We start from the raw sequence: 20,493 nt of genomic DNA on the forward strand, positions 1-20,493 counted from the left end.
TCAGTTCAGCTCCGTGTCGATGAACCGAAAGATCTCCTCGTCGGACGCCGCGCCGAGCCGGTCCGCGACTGGCTCGTCCTCGGCCTCCGGGGTCAGTTCGGCGACGAGTGCGGCCAGCCGCTCCCGGACGCGGCGGCGAGTGTCCTCGTCGGACTCCGCGGTGAGCATTCCGTGCAGCCGATCGAGCTCCTCGTCCACGGAACCTGCTGGCACGCCGGACACTTGCGTCGCCACGAGTTGCGTGCGCAGGTGCTTCGCGAGGTCGGCGGGCGTCGGGTAGTCGAAGACGACGGTGGCCGCCAACCGGACTCCGGTGGCCGCGCCGAGCCGGTTCCGGAGGTCGACCGCGGCGAGCGAGTCGAAGCCGAGTTCGCGGAAGGCTCGTCCGGCGGGCAACGCCGCCGGGTCCGGATGGGACAGCACGGCCGCGACCGCGCCGCGGACCAGTTCGGTCAGCTCGCGCAGCTGGTCCTCTTCGGACAGCCCCGTCAGCTTGGCCACCAGCGTCGGTTCGGCGGTGTTGTCGTTCTCCGGCGTCGATTCCAGTTCCTCGAACAACGCGCTCGGGCGAACCGCGGTGAACGCGGGCAGGAACCGATTCCAGTCGATATCCGCGAGGACGACGGTGGGATCCCCATTCGCCACCGCGTCGGCCAAGGCGGGAAGGGCGCGTTCGGCGGACAGTGCGAAGACGCCGCGTCGGCGGAGTTGTTCCCGGCGGTCGCGTTCGGTTTCCTCGTCGCCAGCGCCTAGTCCCGCACCAGCCCACGGCCCCCACGCGACCGAGGTAGCGGGCAAACCTTGCTGACGGCGGTGTTCAGCCAAGGCGTCCAGGAAGGTGTTGGCCGCCCCGAACGCACCCTGCTCGGCCGCACCCCACACGCCGGAAACCGACGAGAAGAGCACAAAGGCGTCCACATCGGACACCAGTTCATGCAGGTTGACCGCACCAAGCACCTTCGTCCGCACGGCTGCGGCAAGCTCGTCCGGCGTTGTATCGGCCAGCGTTCCCGAGGTGACCTCTCCCGCTCCGTGGATGACGGCGGTCAGTTCGCCGGGGACAGCGGCCAGCACTCGGGTCAGCGCCTCTCGGTCCGCGACGTCGCACACCTCGCGGATGACCGGTACGCCGAGGTCGTCCGGGAACGGCTTCGCAGTGTCATCGCCGATCAGGACCACTCGCTCCGCGCCGTTCTCGGCCAGCCACTGGGTGATGGCCTCGCTGGGCTGGCTGGGTCCCTCGGTGATCAGCACCGTGCCGCGCGGTTGCCAGCGGGAGTCTGTCCGCAATGGAGCGGGCATGAGACGGCGTACGAACACTGTGGACTCGCGGATCGCCGCCTGGTCCTCGTTTCCGGCCAGCACTGCCGGGAGCAGCGCAGGCCCGTCGAGGTCGACGACACCACCGCGGCGGCGCGGGTATTCAAGCGCGGCGGTCCGGGCCAATCCCCACACCATGGCTTGCCGAGGCGCGGTGACCTCGTCTTCTGGGCCAGTCGCGATCGCGCCGGAGGTGACCAGCCACAGCGGAGTGTCGCCTGCGGTCTTGATCAGGTCCAGAGTGGATTCGAGGCCGTCGTCGCTGAGCGCGAGCAGAGAGACGACGCCGTCCGCTTCGCCGATCGGCGAGCCCGGCTCGACGGTGACCACCGAGGCGCCAGCGTCTGCCAGCGCCCGGGCGTAGGCCGGGTTCTCCTCTCGCGACACCAGCACCCACCGGCCGGTGAGCTGGACCTCCGCGACTGGCGCGGGACGCCACACCGTCCGGTAGCGCCAGGAGTCCACATCGGACCGTTGCTGGCTCTTCTTGCGCCATTCCGAAAGCGCGGGAAGCACCGGGGCGAGCGCGCTCTCGTCCACGCCGAGCAACGTCGCCAGCGAGTCACCCTCCACGGCGGCCCAGAAGCTAGCGTCTTCGGCGTCTGCGCTGGTCACGGGCGCGTCGAGCCAGTACCGCTGGCGCTGGAAGGCATACGTCGGCGACTCGGCAGGCTGGATCCCGGCGGGGAAGGCCGCGGCCCACTCGACCTGGACGCCCCGCACGTAAGCCTCGGCGAGGGACTGGTGGAAACGGTCGAGACCGCCGTCGTCGCGCCGGAGCGAGCCGACTGCGACCGCGTCCGGCACGCTTTCGGCGATCGTCGGGACGAGCACCGGATGGGGGCTGACCTCGATGAACGTCCGATATCCGGCCGCGTAGAGCGCGCGCACCGACTGATCGAAGAGGACTGTCTGTCGGAGATTCCGGTACCAGTACCCGGCGTCGAGACCGTCGGTGTCGAGCCAATCCCCGGTGACCGTCGAATAGAACGGAACCGCGGCGGGTCCGGCGGTGCTTCCGGCGAGGTGCGCGGCGAGCTGGTCCTGAATGGACTCGACCTGGGTGGAATGCGACGCGTAGTCCACCGCGATCCGCCGGGCCCGGATGTCCCGGGATTCGCACACTTCCAGCAGCTTGTCGACCGCCGCCGGGCTGCCGGAGACCACTGTGGACGACGGGCCGTTGACCGCCGCCACCTCCAGATCGACGAGGAGGTCGGTCAGCTCGTCGACCGGCAGGGCTACCGAGACCATTCCGCCCTGCCCAGCCAGCACTTCGCCGATCAGCCGACTTCGCAACGCAACGATTCGCGCACCGTCTGTTAAAGACAATGCTCCGGCGACGCACGCAGCGGCGATCTCTCCCTGGCTGTGGCCGACCACCGCGGCTGGTTCCACGCCATAGGAACGCCACAGCTCCGCCAGCGAGACCATCACAGCCCACGACACGGGCTGCACGACGTCGACCCGGTTCAGCAGTGAGCTGTCGGCCAGCGCGTCATCCAGGGACCAGTCCACGAACTCGGCGAGCGCCTTCGCACATTCCGCCAATCGGGCCGCGAAAACCTTCGAGCTTGCCGCCAGCTCGCGCGCCATCCCGACCCACTGCGAGCCCTGGCCAGGGAACACGAACGCCACCTGCCCGGCGGCCCGCGTAGTTCCTTCCACCAACCCAGCCGCCGGGTTGCCGCTGGTCAGCGCATCGAGGCCAGCCGTCAGCCCAGCCCGGTCGCCCGCGAGCACGACTGCTCGGTTCTCGAACGCCGTCCGCGCCGTCGCGAGGGTGTAGGCAGCGCCGGTCCAGTCGGCTTCCTCGTCGAGCCAGGCACGCAGCCGCGCGGCTTGAGCGCGAAGCGCGGGTTCGCCCCGGCCGGACACCACGACCGGCACCGGGCTTTCCGCCCGCGCCGGGGGTTCGGCGGCCGGCGGCTGTTCCACGATCACGTGCGCGTTCGTGCCGCTGATGCCGAACGACGACACCGCCGCCCGCCGCGGCCGGTCCGCCTCCGGCCACTCCACCGGTTCGGTGAGCAGCTGAACCGCTCCGCTTTCCCAGTCCACGTGCGGGGTCGGCGCATCCACGTGCAACGTGCGGGGCAGCAGGCCGTCGCGCATCGCCAGCACCATCTTGATCACGCCCGCGACCCCGGCCGCCGCCTGAGTGTGGCCGATGTTCGATTTGATCGAGCCCAGCCACAGCGGACGGTCCCGGTCCTGTCCGTAGGTCGCGAGCAACGCCTGTGCTTCGATCGGATCACCGAGCGCGGTGCCGGTGCCGTGCGCTTCCACCGCGTCGATGTCCTGTGTGGACAATCCGGCCGATTGCAAAGCCGTCCGGATGACGCGTTCCTGCGACGGGCCGTTCGGCGCGGTCAGGCCATTCGACGCGCCGTCCTGGTTCACTGCCGAACCGCGCAGGACAGCGAGAATCCGGCGGCCGTTGCGCTTGGCGTCCGACAAGCGTTCCAGCAACAGGATGCCCGCACCTTCGCCCCACACCGTCCCGTCGGCAGCCGCCGAGAACGCCTTGCAGCGACCGTCGGGAGCGAGGCCGCGCTGGCGGCTGAACTCGGTGAACAAACCAGGTGTCGCGAGCACGGTGACCCCGCCGGCCAACGCGAGCGTGCACTCCCCCGCGCGCAGCGACTGCGCGGCCAAATGCATGGCTACCAAGGAAGACGAGCACGCGGTGTCCACCGTGACCGCTGGGCCTTCCAGCCCGAACGAGTACGAAACCCGGCCGGAGGCGACGCTTCCGGCCGTTCCGGCTCCGAGGTAGCCCTCGGCTTCCTCGGGCAGAACGGGCATCCGGCTCGCGTAGTCGTGGTGCATGACCCCGGCGAACACCCCGGTCCGGCTGCCGCGCACGGATGTCGGGTCGATCCCGGCGCGCTCGAACGCTTCCCACGACACCTCGAGCAGCAACCGCTGCTGCGGATCCATCGCGACGGCTTCACGCGGGCTGATCCCGAAGAACTCCGCGTCGAATTCCGCCGCGCCGGCGAGGAAGCCGCCTTCGGTGACGTAACTGGTGCCGGGATGGTCGGGGTCGGGATGGTAGAGCCGGTCGAGGTCCCAGCCCCGGTCGGCGGGGAAGGACGAGATCCCGCTTCCGTCGCGGGTGACCAGGTGCCACAGGTCTTCCGGGGTCTCGACCCCGCCGGGATACCGGCAGGCCATGCCGACGATGGCGATCGGCTCGTCGGACGGCGTGGTCGCCACTGCGCGCTGAGTGGTTGCCCGCGCGGTCAGCTTCGACAACAGATAGTCCACAACGGACTCGGTCGTCGGGTGGTCGAACACCAACGTCGTCGGCAGCCGCAGTCCGCTCACTGTGGACAGTCGGTTGCGCAGTTCGACTGAGGTCAATGAGTCGAAGCCGAGATCGTTGAACGCTCGGTGCTCGTCGACCGGTTCGTCGTGGCCGAGTGTCGCCGCTACTGCCGACCGCACCGTGTCCAGCAGCAAACGCCGACGGCCTGCTTCGTCCAACGCAGCCAGCTCGGCACTCAGGCCGGACGTGCTGGCCACAGCGGACCTCGCCGGGACTCGGATCAGGCTCCGCAGCAACACCGGGTTCTCCCCGGTCTTCGCACGCTCGCGAAGTGCCGGAAGGTTCAGCCGGAGCGGCACCGACAGCGGCGGCCCGGCAACGGCTGCGTCGAATAGGCGCAGACCCTCTTCCGGAGTGAGCGGGGTGAGGCCAAGACGTTCGATGCGCCGCCGGGAAGCCTCGTCCAGTGCGCCTGCCATACCGGACGCCCACGGACCCCACGCCAGCGACACCGCGGAAAGCCCGCCGGCGACCCGTTGGCGAGCAAGGGCATCAAGATAAGCGTTGGCCGCCGCGTAGTTGCCCTGCCCGGGGCTGCCGAGGATGCCTGCCGCCGAGGAGAACAGCACGAACCGCGGCACGCCCGGAGTCAGCTCGTGGAGGTTCTGAGCCGCGGTCGCCTTCGCGTGGAAGACCTGGTCGATCCGCTCCGGTGTCAGGGACTCCACGACGCCGTCGTCCAGCAGGCCCGCCGCGTGGACCACCGCGCCGAGATTGTCGATCGAGCCGAGCAAGGTTGCCGTCGCGCTCCGGTCGGCGACGTCGCACGCCTCAATCCGAACGGTCGCGCCGAGTTCCGACAACTCGGCTTCGAGCTCCGCTGCCCCGGTCGCCGCGCGGCCTCGGCGGCTGACGAGCACCAGGTCTCGCACGCCGCGTTCGGCGACCAGGTGCCGGGCCAGCAACGAGCCGAGTCCTCCGGTGCCGCCGGTGATCAGGACGGTGCCAGTCCACTCCTCATCCACAGTGGACGGTGCGCGGACCAACCGTGGCACGTACGCTTTTCCGTCTCGCAAAGAGATCTGGGGCTCGCCGGACGCCAGCGCACCGCTGAGGTCTGGTGCGTCGGTGTCGGCTGAGATCAGGATGAACCGGCCCGGGTTTTCCGCCTGGGCGGCGCGGACCAAGCCTTGGACGGCCTCGCCAGCCGGATCCGCCTCTCTCGTGAGCACGACCAATGCGGACTGAGCGAACCGGTCGTCTTCCAACCAGGTCTGGAGGATCGGCAACACGCGATGCAGCTCCGTCAGAGCATCGCCGGAGGAACTGGGCAGGACCACGAACTCCGAAGCTTCGCCGCCCCACGCGGTGTAGCCGAGGTCTGAGACGGGAAGCTCGATCGGTTGCCAGTCCACGGTGAACAGAGCGTCGTCCACCTGCCGATCCAGCGAAACCGGTCGCAGTGCCAGCGATTCCACCGACAGAACCGGTCGGCCATGGTGATCCGCGGCTGTCACTGAGTATCCGCCGGGAACCGGAGTCAGCCGCACCTTCAGCGTGCGAGCACCGGTCGTGTGCAGGGTGACGCCACTCCAGGAGAACGGAAGCGACGCGGCGCCGGTCTCATCCCGGGCAGCCAAGGCGTGCAAGGCCGCGTCGAGAAGTGCCGGGTGCAGGCCAAAGGCGTCCGGTTCGGTCTCGTCCGGGAGCTCGACCAGGGCAATCAGGTCACCGTCCGGCAACCACACCCGCCGCAGGCCGCGGAACACCGGGCCATAGTCGAGGCCGCGATCCGCCATCGTCGCGTACAGCTCGTCCACGTCTACTTCGGACTCGCCATCCGGCAGGGTGGGCCATTCCGCTTCTACCGGCTCAGTCGGTGCCAGGACGCCGCGCGCATGCCTGGTCCAAGGCAGTGCCGGATCCGATCGGGAATAGCAGTCCAGTGCACGACGGCCGGATTCGTCCGGTTCGGCCACGACGAGCTGCACGGTGACGCTGCCGTCCGCCGGAAGCACCAGCGGTGTGTCCAGGATCAGCTCGGCGAGGGTCCCGCAACCCAGTTCGGCACCGGCCCGGAGAGCCAGTTCCAGCAGCGAAGTCCCGGACACCACGATCTGCCCGGACACCACGTGATCGGCCAGCCAAGGCTGCGCGGAAACCGAAATGCGGCCGGTGAACACGGCGCGGTCGCCGTCGGCCAGTGCGACGCTCGCGCCCAGCAGCGGATGATCGATCGGGGCGAGACCGGCCGCGGCTGCGTCGCGTTCCGGAGCGGTAAGCCAGAAGTGCCGGTGCTGGAAGGCATACGTCGGCAGGTCCACCGTCGCGGCCTCGCGTCCGGCGAACACTTCGGTCCACTCCGGACTGAACCCGTGCACGTGGAGCCGGGCCACCGTCTCCAGGAGCGCCGCGGCTTCCGGACGGTCCTTGCGCATCGACGAGACCAGGAGCGCGTCCGCCGTTTCCGGCAGGCAGTCCGCAGTGGTCGCGGTCAATACGTTGGCTGGCCCGACCTCCACAAAGGCAGTTACCCCAAGCTCGGCCAATGAGCGAATCGCGGGGAAGAACCGGACACCTTGGCGCAAATGCCGCACCCAATAGTCCGGAGTGCGCATTTCCTCCGGTGCGACGAGTTGTCCGGTTACGGTCGAGACGATCGGCAACGCCGGTTCGCCAAAGGTCACCGCGGCGACGGCTTCCCGGAATTCCCCGAGAATCTCGTCCATCTGCGGGGAATGCGCGGCCACGCTCACGTCCAGCCGTCGGGTTCGTCGGCCTCGTTCGCGCCACTGCGCGGCGATCTCGGCGACGACCGTGTCTTCCCCGGACAGCACGAGCGACGTCGGCCCGTTGACCGCGGCGATGCCGACCTCGTGCTCGCGGCCGGCGAGCGTCGGGGTCATTTCGTCCTCGGTGGCCTCGATCGCGAACATCGCGCCGTTCCCGGACGTCCGGTCCATCAGCCGCGCCCGCGCTCCGACCACCGCCGCGGCATCGGCCAGCGTCAGCACGCCCGCGACGTGCGCGCACGCCAGCTCACCGGCTGAATGTCCGGCCAGATAGTCCGGGCGCAGGCCCCAATGTTCAAGCAAGCGGTAAAGCGCGACTTCGGTGGCGAACAGCGCGGCCTGCGTATAGCCGGTGCGTTCCAGCAGCGCGGCTTCAGGAGTGCCTTCGGCGGCGAAAATGATCTCCCGGATACCGCGGGGAAGGTGCGGATCGAGCGCCTGGCACGCCTCGTCGAAAGCAGCCGCGAACACCGGGAATTCCGCACTGAGTTCCCGTCCTGCGCCGAGTCGTTGCGATCCTTGGCCGGAGAAGGTGAAGGCGAGTTTGCCTGCCTCCGCTTTGCCGTTGACCACGCCAGGGGCGTCGACCCCCTCGGCGAGCGCGGCGAGACCGGACCGGAAATCGGTGAGCACGGCCGCGCGGTACGGATGCGCGGTCCGCGTGGTCGCGAGGGCGCGGGCAAGATCTGGCTGGTCTACAAAGGACAGTAAGCGAGCGGCTTGGTCAGCGAGCGCTTGCGGAGAGCGCGCGGAAAGCACCAACGGTGCCGACAGCGGTTTCCCGGACGGAACCTCCGCAACGGCAGCCTGCTCAAGGATAATGTGCGCGTTGGTGCCGCTCACGCCGAACGACGAAACCGCTGACCGGCGCGGACGATCCACCTCCGGCCATGCCGTCGGCTCGGTCAGCAGGCGCACGGCACCGGATGACCAGTCGACGTGTGGCGACGGTTCATCGACGTGGAGGCTGCGCGGCAGCAGGCCGTCTCGCATGGCCAGCACCATCTTGATCACGCCCGCCACGCCGGAAGCGGCCTGCGTGTGCCCGATATTGGACTTGACCGAGCCGAGCCACAATGGACGGTCGCGGTCCTGGCCGTAGGTCGCGAGCAGCGCTCCAGCCTCGATCGGGTCGCCCAGCGACGTTCCCGTGCCGTGTCCTTCCACCGCGTCGATGTCCGCAGTGGACAGACCAGCGGAGGCTAGCGCGGCGCGGATCACTCGTTCCTGAGAAGGGCCATTCGGCGCGGTCAGGCCATTGGACGCACCGTCCTGGTTCACTGCCGAGCCGCGCACCACCGCCAGAACACGGTGCCCGTTGCGCTCGGCGTCGGAAAGCCTTTCCAGCAACAGCATTCCCGCGCCTTCGGCCCACGCCGTGCCGTCGGCAGCTCCAGCGAAGGCCTTGCATCGACCGTCCGGGGCGAGCCCGCGCTGACGGCTGAACTCGGTGAACAGGCCGGGCGTGGCCATCACGGTCGCGCCACCAGCCAGGGCGAGAGTGCATTCGCCGCGGCGAAGTGCGTTTCCGGCGAGATGCATCGCGACCAGCGACGACGAGCAAGCGGTGTCGACCGTCATGGCCGGGCCTTCGAAGCCGAAGGTGTAGGAAATCCGGCCGGAGGCGACGCTTGCCGCGCTGCCGGTCAACCGGTGGCCCTCACCTCCGGGAACGGGCTGGTGCAGCATCGGGCCGTAATCCTGGCGCATCGCGCCGACGAACACCCCGGTCTGGCTTCCGCGCACCACCGCCGGGTCGATGCCCGCGCGTTCGAGCGCTTCCCACGACGTCTCCAGCAGCAACCGCTGTTGCGGGTCCATCGCGCGGGCTTCGCGGGGACTGATTCCGAAGAAGTCCGCGTCGAATTCCGCCGCTGACGCCAGGAATCCGCCTTGGGTGACGTAACTGGTTCCGGATCGGTCGGGATCGTCGTCGAACAGGGTGTCGAGATTCCAGCCGCGGTCGCGCGGGAATTCGGTGACGCCGTCGCCGTCCTGCAGGAGGAATTGCCAGAACTGTTCGGGCGTACGCGTGTCGCCGGGGAACCGGCAGGCCATGCCGATGATCGCGATCGGCTCGTCGTCGGCGGACGCCTGCTGGGCTGGCACCACTGGCTCGGGTTCCGCGGAACGGCTCAGGTGCGCGGCGAGCGCGGCCGGGGTCGGGTAGTCGAACACCAGCGTCGCAGGGAGCGTGGTCGCGGTGGCGGCGGAGAGGCGGTTGCGCAATTCCACTGCGGACAGTGAGTCGAAGCCGAGGTCGGCGAACGCCCGCTGCGGGTCGATCGCCGAAGCTCCGTGATGCCCGAGGACCGCGGCCACCTCCGCGCAGACCAATTCCTCGAAATTGTCCACCTGCTGCGGTGCGGGCTCCGCGGTTTTGGCCGCCGCCCGGCGTACTGGGGCTTTGATCAAGCCGCGCAAGGGCCACGGGACTGTTTCCGCGCGTTCCGGGCGAAGTTTCAGCGGGACCAGCACCGACTCGTCGACCGCCATCGCGGCGTCGAGCAGCGCCAAACCTTCCTCGGCCGACAACGCTCCGACGCCGGAGCGGGCGATGCGGGCCAGATCGGCGTCGGTCAATTCGCCGGTGAGCGTGCTGCTCGGCGCCCACAGGCCCCAGGCCAGGGATTGCGCGGGAAGACCGGCTGCGCGCCGATGCTGCGCGAGGGCGTCCAGGGCGGCGTTCGCTGCGGCGTAGTTCGCTTGTCCCGGTCCACCTAGGACGCCGGTGGCGGATGAGAAAAGGACGAACGCCGCCAAGTCGAGGTTTTGGGTCGCGGTGTGCAGCTGCCACGCCGCATCGATCTTCGGGCGCAGCACGGCGTCGATTCGTTCCGGAGTGAGCGATTCGACCGTTCCGTCATCGGTGATTCCGGCGGCGTGGAAGACCGCGGTGAGCGGATGGGCGTCCGGGATCTTGCTGAGCACAGTGGACAGTGCGGCCGGATCGGTGACGTCGCAGGCGGCGACCGTGACCGTCGCGTCCAAATCGGACAGGCCCTCGGCCGTGCCACGACGGCTGACCAGCAGCAGATGCCGGACGCCGTGTTCGGCGACCAGGTGCCGTGCGACCAGGCGGCCGAGGGTGCCGGTGCCGCCGGTGATCAGGACGGTGCCGTCCGGATCGAGCCGCCGGGGCAGGGTCAGCACGACCTTGCCGGTGTGTTTCGCCTGGCTGAGGAACCGGAACGCGTCGCGTGCGCCCGCCACCGGCCAGCTGGTGATCGGCGGGAGCCGCAGCGCGCCCTGTGCGAACAGCGCGAGCACGTCGGTGAGCAGCCGCCGGATGTCGTCCGGCCGGACGCGCATCAGGTCGAACGGTTGATATCTCAGTTCGGGGTAGGCCGCCGGGTCGCGCAGGTCGGTCTTGCCCATCTCCAGGAACCGCCCGCCCGGCCGCAGCAGGCGCAGCGAGGCGTCGGCGAACTCGCCGGTCAGGGAGTTGAGGACGACGTCGACCTGGCCGAACTTGTCCGCGAACTCGAGCGTGCGGGACGAGGCGATGTGCGCGTCGTCGAGGCCGAGCTCGCGCAGAGTGTCCCATTTGCCGGGGCTGGCGGTGCCGAACACCTCCGCTCCGAGGTGGCGAGCGAGTTGCACGGCCGCGACCCCGACGCCGCCGGCCGCGGAATGGATCAGCACCGATTCCCCGGCGCTGAGACCGCCGAGTTCGACCAGCCCGAGGTATGCGGTGAGGTAGGCGATCGGGACGGCGGCGGCTTGCTCGAAGGACCAGCTGTCCGGAATGGACGCGACCAGCCGGTGGTCGGCGATGGCGGCCGGGCCGAACGAGCCGCCGAACATCCCGGTCACCCGATCGCCGACGGCCAGGTCCGGCACGCCGGGTCCGACCTCGGTGACCACGCCCGCGCCCTCCCCGCCGAGCGGGACCTCGTCCGGATACATGCCCAGCGCGAGCAGGACGTCGCGGAAGTTCACGCCAGCGGCGCGGACAGCGATCCGCACCTGTCCCTCGGCCAGCGGTTCTCCGGCCTCGGGGCACGGAATGAGCGCGAGGTTGTCGAGCGTGCCGCGCGTGGTGACGTCCAGCCGCCAGTGCCCGTCGGGCGGGGTCAGCTCCGGGCGGGCGAGACGGGGCACCCGGACTTCCCCGTCCCGGAAGGAGAAGTGCGGTTCGCCGGTGGCGAGGGCGGCGCCGAGCAGCGGCGGGGCGACGTTCGGGTCCTCCAGCTCGACGATGACGATTCGTCCGGCGTGCTCTGCCTGTGCGGACCGGAGCAGGCCCCGTACCGCGGCCGCGGCGAGTCCTTCCGTGGTTACGACGACCAGCCGGGCAAACCGTTCCGCGGCCAGGAATTCCTGGACAGTTCCCAGCATTTCGTGAGTGGCCGGGCCGACCTCGGCCGTTGCCGCGCGGACGACTACGGTGTCGAAACCTTCGGGAATCGCCGCTAAGTCCATAAAGGACTCTGCGGTGAGGCCTGCCATCGGAGCACCGACGATAGCCCAGCGTCCGTCGATTGAGGACGGCTGCAGTGGCAGGGCATCCCAGCTCACGCGGAATAGCGAATCTTGCGCAGTCCGCCGGGCCGGGGCGCCGATCGGCCGCAACGCCAGTGCGCCGATGGATGCGACGGGGGCACCAGTGTCGTCGGTGAGGTCGATCGCTACCGAGCCGTGGGTGGGCGTAAGCCGGACGCGCAGGGATCGAGCACCGGTGGCGTGTACTCGGATGCCTTGCCAGGAGAACGGCAGCTGCGCGGTCTCTCCGCCGGTGAGGGCGAGTGCGTGCAGCGACGCGTCGAGGAGTGCGGGGTGGAGGTCGAAGCGTTGTGCGGCCGGGGTTCCGGTGGGTGCGATGTGGGCGTAGAGGGTGTCGCCATCGCGCCAGGCCGCGCGGAGGTTGCGGAAGGCGGGACCGTAGCTGAGGCCGGAGTTTTCGAGTTGTTCGTAGAGGCCATCAAGGTCCACTGCGGTCGCGTTGGGCGGCCATTCGGTGAGGCCGTGCGCGGCGGGGCTCGATTGTTCGCTGAGGATGCCGGTCGCGTGCTGGGTCCAGTCTTGTTCGCTGCCGGACTCAGCGCGCGAGTGGATTTCGAGCGTCCAGCGGCCGGGAACAGTGTCGGGACGGGCCCATACTCGCAGGTCGGCAGCTTCTCCTTCGGGCAGCACGAGCGGCGCGTGCAGGGTCAGCTCTTCGACGGTCGCGCAGCCGGTGTGATTGCCCGCTTGCAGGGCCAGTTCGACGAACGCCGCGCCGGGGAAAAGGACTGTGCCGGAGACCTGATGGTCGGCCAGCCACGGTTGGGCGGCGACGGACAAGCGTCCAGTGAGGAGGGTTCCCGCCGAGCCGGGCAAGGTGATGACTGCGCGCACCAACGGATGTTCGGCGTCGCGCGCGCCTGCGGCGGCCAACTGCCCGCGCCGCGGCTGAGGTTCGAGCCAGTAGTGGTCGTGCTGGAACGGATACGTCGGCAGTTCGATTCGGTGGGCACCGGTGCCCGCGAATACCGCGGCCCAGTTGACGTCGACCCCAGCGGCGTGCAGGCGGCCGAGTGTGGTGAACAGGGTGGCCACTTCAGGACGGCCCTTGCGGGTCGCGGCACCGGCCACGGCATCGGCTGGTGCGAGCGCGGTCAGCACCCCGTCCGGACCCAGCTCCAGGTAGCGCGTGACGCCGTGCGCGGCCAGCGCGGTAAGTCCATTGTGGAATCGGACTGCTTCGCGGACGTGCCGCACCCAGTACGAAGGTTCGTGCAGTTCGGTGCCGATCTCTCCGGTCAGGTTGGAGATGACCGGAATAACCGGAGCGGTGTAAGCGATGCTCGCGGCGAGCTCGCCGAACTCGTCCAGCATCGCGGTCATCCGGTGTGAGTGGAACGCGTGCGACACCGTCAGCCGCTTGCTTTTGCGGCCCTCAGCTCGCCAAGTTTCCGCGACCTTGAGGACAGCGTCCTCATCCCCGGAAACCACGACCGAACGCGGGCCGTTGACCGCGGCGAGATTCGCGCCATCAGCCAAGCCGGGGACGACTTCGTCCTCTGTCGCTTCGATCGCCACCATCGCCCCGCCACGAGGCAGCGCTTGCATCAACCGGCCGCGCGCGGCGACGAGTTTCACCGCGTCCGCAAGGGAAAACACTCCGGCTACGTGCGCGGCGGCGAGTTCGCCGATCGAGTGGCCGATCAGGTAGTCCGGTTTCACGCCCCACGACGAGACCAGCCGGAACAGCGAGACCTCGATCGCGAACAGCCCGGTCTGCGTGTACTGCGTCTCGTGCACCAGGTCGCTGTCGCCGAAGACCACGTCTTTCAACGGACGGTCCAGCAACGGATCCAGGTGAGCGCAGATCTCGTCGAAAGCTTCGGCGAAGACGCTGAACGTCTCGTACAGCTCTCGCCCCATGCCCGGCCGTTGCGCGCCCTGGCCAGAGAACGAGAACGCGAGCCGCCCGGCGGAAGCTGGAGTCGAGGTCAGCTCAGCGAGTGCGGCACGGAGTTCGGCCCGGTCGGCACCGAGCACGACCGCCCGGTGGTCGAGAGTGGCACGGGTGGCGGCGAGCGAGTACCCGACGTCCATCGGGTCGGCGTCCACTTCGGCCAGTCGCCGCGCTTGTTCCCGCAGAGCTGCTTCAGTTTTGCCGGAGATCACCCACGGAATGGCCGGAAGTGTCTTCCGTGGACTCTCTTCGGCCGGGACTTCCGGAGCCTGCTCGATGATGGTGTGCGCGTTCGTCCCGGAGATGCCGAACGACGAGACGGCTGCCCGGCGCGGGCGGCCGGTCTCTGGCCACGGCTGTGCTTCGGTGAGCAGTTCGACCGCACCGCTGTTCCAGTCGACGTGCGGGGAAGGTTCGTCCACATGCAACGTCTTAGGCAACATTCCGGCGCGGATCGCTTGCACCATCTTGATCACGCCCGCGACCCCGGACGCGGCCTGTGTGTGCCCGAGGTTGGACTTCAACGAGCCAAGCCACAATGGCCGTTCGCGACCCTGGCCGTAGGTCGCGAGCAACGCGCCAGCCTCGATCGGGTCGCCCAGCGCAGTGCCAGTGCCGTGCGCTTCCACGACATCGATCTGCTCCGGGGTCAGCGCGGAGTTCGTGAGCGCCTGCACGATCACACGTTCCTGCGACGGACCGTTCGGTGCGGTCAGGCCGTTGGACGCGCCGTCCTGGTTCACCGCGGAGCCGCGGAGAACGGCCAGCACCTGGTGTCCGTTGCGCTCGGCGTCGGACAGTCGCTCCAGCACCAGCAGGCCGACGCCTTCCGACCAGCCAGTTCCGTCCGCGCTGGCAGAGAAGGACTTGCACCGGCCGTCTGCTGCCAAACCACCGAGCTTGCCGAATTCCACGAAGGTGCCCGGGTTGGGCATCACCGTGACACCGCCGGCCAGCGCGAGCGAACACTCCCCCGATCGCAACGATTGGGACGCCAAATGCAGGGCTACCAACGACGACGAGCACGCAGTGTCCACAGTGACCGCTGGGCCTTCGAGACCGAAGGTGTAGGAAATGCGTCCAGTAAGGATACTGGCGGCATTGCCGTGCCCGACGAAACCGGCCAGTTCTTCCGGCACAGCGTCCATCAAAGTGGCGTAGTCGTAGTACATGACGCCGGAGAACACGCCGGTTTGGCTGCCCCGCAGGGAAAGCGGGTCGATTCCGGCTCGCTCAAACGCTTCCCAGGCCACTTCCAGCAGCAGCCGTTGCTGCGGATCCATCGCGAGCGCGGCGCGCGGACTGATGCCGAACAGGGCCGGGTCGAAAGCACCAGCGTTGGCGAGAAACCCGCCAGTGCCAACGGGAACGTCGCGAGTGTCCCAGCCGCGGTCGTCAGGGAACGGCGAGATCGCGTCGCGGCTCTCGGCGACCAGGTCCCACAGCTCCTCCGGCGAGGAAACGCCGCCCGGGTAACGGCAGGCCATGCCGACGATCGCCAGCGGCTCGCGTCGTGCGTTTTCCACCTCGCGCAGCCGTTGCTGTGCCTGCTGGGCTTCCGCGAGCGCGCGTTTCAGGTATTCGCGGAGCTTGTCCTCACCGGCCATGCGTGTGTGTCCCCCTAGCTCAGTTCGCGCCGAGGCCGTCGACGAGGTCGAACAACTCGTCGTCGCTGGCGGAAGAAAGGTCTTGCTCCCCGGACGCAGCCGGTTCGGCGCCGGTCCATTTCGCCAGCAGCGCGGACAGCCGCATCGCGATCTTCGGCCGGTCGAGCGCGTCGGCGTGCTCCAGCGCCGCTTCGAGCCGGTCGAACTCCGCGCCGAGCGACGGGTCCGCGGTTCCGTCCTCCGACGGCAACCGGCGGTGCAGGTGCTCGGCGAGCGCGGCCGGGGTCGGATGGTCGAAAACCACTGTCGGCGGCAGGGAAACGCCGGTAGCGGACGCGAGCCGGTTGCGCAGTTCCACGACGGCCAGCGAATCGAAACCGAGCTCGGCGAACGCGCGATCGGGACCGATCGCGTCTGGCGAGCCGTAGCCGAGGACGGTCGCGGACTCGGCGCGGACCAAGTCGGCGAGCGCCTGCTGTCGCTCCATTCCGGACAGTGCCGCCACGTCCAGCCGCACGGCTCGCTTGGCGCTGCGCGTTTCGGTGGTCGGAACCAGTCGGCGCAGCATTGCCGGAACCGGACCGGCCGCGCGCACCGCCGCTGGGTCGAGTCCTATCGCGACCGGTGCGGGGTCACCCGACGCAACGGCAGCGTCGAGAAGGCTGAGCGCGGTCCCGGTCGGCAACGGGGTCAGGCCCGCGCGACCGATCCGGGCTCGGTCGGCGTCGCTGAGCTTCCCGGTGATCCCGCTGCTCTGCTCCCACAGACCCCAGACGATCGACGTCGCGGGCTGACCAGCTTCCCATCGGCGGCGGGCGAGAGCGTCGAGGGCCGCGTTCGCAGCGGAGTACGCACTCTGGCCGGGGTTGCCGAGCGTTCCCGAAGCGGAGGAAAACAGGACGAAGGCGTCGAGGTGCTCCGTCAGCTCGTCGAGGATGAGCGCACCGTCGACCTTCGGGCGCGCGACGGCGGCCATCCGTTCGTCGGTGAGCGAGGTGACGATTCCGTCGTCGGTCACCCCGGCGGCGTGGATTACCGCGGTGATCTGGTGTTCCTTCAATACTCCAGCGACGGCTTCGCGGTCGGTGATGTCGCAGGCGACCACGGTGACGTCGGCGTCCAGCTGCTCGACCTCGCCGCCGGTCCGGCTGAGCAGCACGAGCCGGCGAACCCCGTGTGCGGCGACCAGATGCCGGGCGACGAGCTGGCCGAGGGTGCCGGTCCCGCCGGTGATCAGCACGGTGCCGTCCGGGTTCCAGGCGAACCGCTCGTCGGCGGCGGGCAGGCGCACCAGCCGCGGCACGGACACCTGGCCCGCGCGGACCCGGACCTGCGGTTCGCCCAGAGTTGTGAGGCCAGCGGGCGGCGTGTCGGCGTCGAGGTCGGCCAGGACGAACTGGCCGGGGTGCTCGGCTTGCACTGACCGGATGAGGCCGGCCACCGCGGCTGCGGCCGGGTCGGTGTCGGCGTGCTTGGTGCACACTACGAGCGGAGCGGTCCGCGGTTCGGACACCCAGTTCTGGACCTTGGCGAGCACTTCACCCGCAGTGGTCCCCGGTGCGAGGACGGCTTCGTCGGCAGCCGTTTCGGCGAAGGCCACGTCGAACCACTCGACGCCGAACAGGGACTCATGGCTGCCGAGCTGTCCGGCAGACACCGGTCGGACGGCGAGGGATTCGATCGACAGCACTGGCGCGCCGTGGGTGTCGGTCATCTCGACCGCCACGGTGTCGGTTCCGGTTTCGGTGAGCCGCACGCGTACCGACGCCGCCCCGCTCGCGTGCAGGGTCAGGCCCCGCCAAGCGAAGGGCAGCACCAGCCGCGAGCCGAAGAAGTGGCGGACCGCGTGCAGGGCGGAATCCAGCAGCGCCGGATGGATGCCGTACCGCTCTGCTTCCGCCTGGTCGGCCAGGTCGACCTCGGCGAAGATCTCGTATCCGGATCGCCAGGCGGCGCGCAGCCCTTGGAAGGACGGGCCGTAGCCGAGCCCGACTCCGGCGAGGTCCGCGTAGGTGGCGGATACGTCGAGCGAGGTGCCGTCCGGAGGCCAGGACAGGCAGGGTGGTTCGACGGACGCGGCGGAAAGGGTCGCTCGGGCGTGACAGGTCCAGCCGCCGCCAGCGGAGCGGGCGTGGACGGTCAACGGACGACGGCCGGTTTCGTCGGCCTCGCCGACCTTCACCTGCAGGTCGGCCGGACCGTCGAGGACGAGCGGGGCTTCGAGGACAAGTTCCTCGACGGTCGGGCAGCCGGTCTCGGCGGCGGCGTGCAAGGCCAGCTCGGCAAGCGCGCTGCCAGGAACCACGGTCGTACCCAGGACAACGTGCTCGGCCAGCCACGGCTGGTCGCCAGTAGCCAGTCGACCGGTCAGGAGGATCCCGCCCTCGGCGAGCTCCACCGTCTGGCAGGCCAGCGGATGACCTGCGCTGACGCCGTCCAGCCAGTAGCGGTCACGCTGGAAGGGGTAAGTCGGCAAGTCGACAAGGTTCGCCTCGAAGGAGTGCCAGGCGGGCGGCGTGCCGTGCAGGTACAACTGCGCGGCGGCGGTGGTGATGGTGCCGGCCTCGGGCTGATCGCGGCGCATCATCGGGATGAAGACCGCGTCGCTCAGGCATTCCGTGCCTGCGGCGGAGAGCGCGCGATCGGGCCCGAGTTCAAGGAAGGTTCGGGCGTCCACAGTGGAGTTCGCCTTGCTGATGGCGTCGGCGAACCGCACTGTGCCGGCGATGTTGCGCACCCAGTAGTCCGGAGTCGTGGGGTCCGCGCTGGAGATGAACGGGATGCGCGGACGGCGGTACTCCACCGACTCCGCGACTTGCCGGAATTCCTCCAGGATCGGCTGCATCCGCGGCGAGTGGAAGGCGTGGCTGACGCGGAGCCGTCGCGTCCGATGACCTTCGGCGGCAAGGGATTCGGCCAGCTTCGCGACGGCGTCCTCGTCACCCGAGAGCACCACCGATTCCGGACCGTTGATCGCCGCCAGTGCGACTGCCGGGGTGAGCCTCGGTCGTACCGCTTCTTCCGAAGCCGACACCGCGACCATCGCGCCGCCCTCGGGAAGCGCGTCCATCAACCGGCCACGCGCCACTACGAGTCGTGCCGCGTCGTTGAGGGAGAAAATGCCTGCCGCACAAGCAGCGGTCAGCTCGCCGACGGAATGTCCGAGAACGCAGGCGGGCTCGATACCCCACGATTCCACCAGCCGCCACAGCGCAATGCCGACTACAAACAGTCCACTTTGGGCGTACTGGGTTCGTTCCAGCAGCTTCTCGTCGTTGCCCCACAGTACTTCGCGCAGTTCTTGACCGACCGCCGCGCACGCTTCGTCGAAGGCTTCCGCGAAGACCGGGAACCGGTCGTAGGCGTCGCGGCCCATGCCCAGCCGTTGCGAACCCTGGCCGGGGAACATGCACGCCACTCCCCCAGGCGTTCGGCTGGCGGTCCCGCGGAGGACGCCCGGCGCGTCGCGACCGTCGGCGAGGGCATCGAGTTTTTCCAGGAGGTCAGCCCGGTTGTCTGCGATCACGACGCCTCGGTCCGGCAAGGCCGCCCGGGTTACCGCCGACGAGTAGCCGAGATCGGCGAGCGCCAAGTCCGGAGTCGCCGTGGCGTGGTCTCGCAGCTGCGCGGCCTGCGCCTGCATTGCCGCCACCCCGCGACCGGAAACCACGACCGGAACTGGCCCAGCGACAGTCCGCGGGACGATTTCTGTCGCCGGAGCCTGTTCCAAGATCACGTGCGCGTTCGTGCCGCTGATCCCGAACGACGACACCCCCGCTCGCCGCGGACGGTCCACCGTCGGCCACTCGACGGGTTCGGACAATAGCCGAACGTCGCCGCTGTCCCAGTCCACATGCGACGACGGATTGTCCACATGCAACGTCTTCGGCAGCGAACCGGCACGGAGCGCCTGCACCATCTTGATCACGCCCGCCACGCCCGAAGCCGCCAGTGTGTGGCCGATGTTGGACTTCAACGCGCCCAGCCACAGCGGACGGTCCCGATCCTGACCGTAAGTCGCCAGTAATGCCTGCGCCTCGATCGGATCGCCCAGCGCCGTCCCGGTGCCGTGCGCTTCAACGGCGTCTACGTCCTCAGTGGACAGTCCGGCCGAGTGGAGTGCCGCCCGGATCACTCGCTCCTGCGAAGGGCCGTTCGGGGCGGTCAGGCCGTTCGAGGCACCGTCTTGGTTCACTGCCGAGCCGCGTACCACGGCCAGCACCCGGTGTCCGTTGCGCTCGGCCTCGGAAAGTCGTTCCAAGACAAGCAGACCGACCCCCTCGGCCATGCCCATTCCGTTCGCGCCAGCGGAGAATGCCTTGCACCGGCCGTCCGGCGCGAGGACTCGCTGACGGCTGAACTCCACAAACGTGCCCGGAGTGGCGAGCACCGTCACGCCACCGGCTAGTGCGAGCGTGCATTCCCCGGCACGCAACGACTGCGTCGCCAGATGCAGTGCGACCAAGGATGTCGAGCACGCAGTGTCCACAGTGACCGCCGGACCCTCGAAGCCGAAGCTGTACGAGATTCGTCCAGAAGCGACACTCGGCACCACGCCGGTGACCAGGTTGCCTTCCACGCGCTGCGGCGCGACTGCGAGCCCTGGCCCGTACTCCTGGTAGTTCTGCCCGACGAACACTCCGGTTCGGCTGCCCCGCAACGACAACGGGTCGATCCGGCCATGTTCGAGCGATTCCCACGCGGTTTCCAGCAGCAGTCGCTGCTGCGGGTCCATCGCCAGCGCCTCGCGCGGGCTGATTCCGAACAACCCGGCGTCGAACGAGCCAGGATTGTCGAGAAACCCGCCTGCTCGGACATACGACCGGCCGGAACGCGCAGGGTCGGGGTCGTGCAGAGCGTCGAGGTCCCAGCCCCGGTCCGCCGGGAACGGCGAAATCGCGTCGCGGCCCTCAGCCACCAGCTGCCACAGGTCCTCGGGCGAGCGGACGCCGCCCGGGTAGCAGCAGGCCATCCCGACGATCGCGATCGGCTCGCGCTGGGCTTCCTCCAAGTCCCGCACGCGCTGCTTCGCCTTGCGCAGGTCGGTCGTCACGCGCTTGAGGTAGTCGCGCAGCCGGTCCTCGTCAGCCATTCGAT

At 69.2% G+C, this 20,493-nt stretch carries 2 protein-coding genes; both read right to left on the bottom strand.

What is annotated here, in order from left to right; genetic code table 11:
- Complete coding sequence (locus tag ACZ63D_RS34620; RefSeq protein ID WP_465358539.1) at nucleotides 1–15,396, bottom strand: type I polyketide synthase; 15,396 nt, start codon at nucleotides 15,394–15,396, stop codon at nucleotides 1–3.
- A gap of 19 nt (nucleotides 15,397–15,415) precedes the next feature.
- Nucleotides 15,416–20,488: a type I polyketide synthase gene (locus ACZ63D_RS34625; protein WP_465358540.1), complete on the bottom strand. Its 5,073-nt coding sequence runs from the start codon at nucleotides 20,486–20,488 to the stop codon at nucleotides 15,416–15,418.
- Nucleotides 20,489–20,493 lie beyond the last annotated feature (5 nt).

This window comes from Amycolatopsis sp. NPDC104775, from assembly GCF_055583325.1.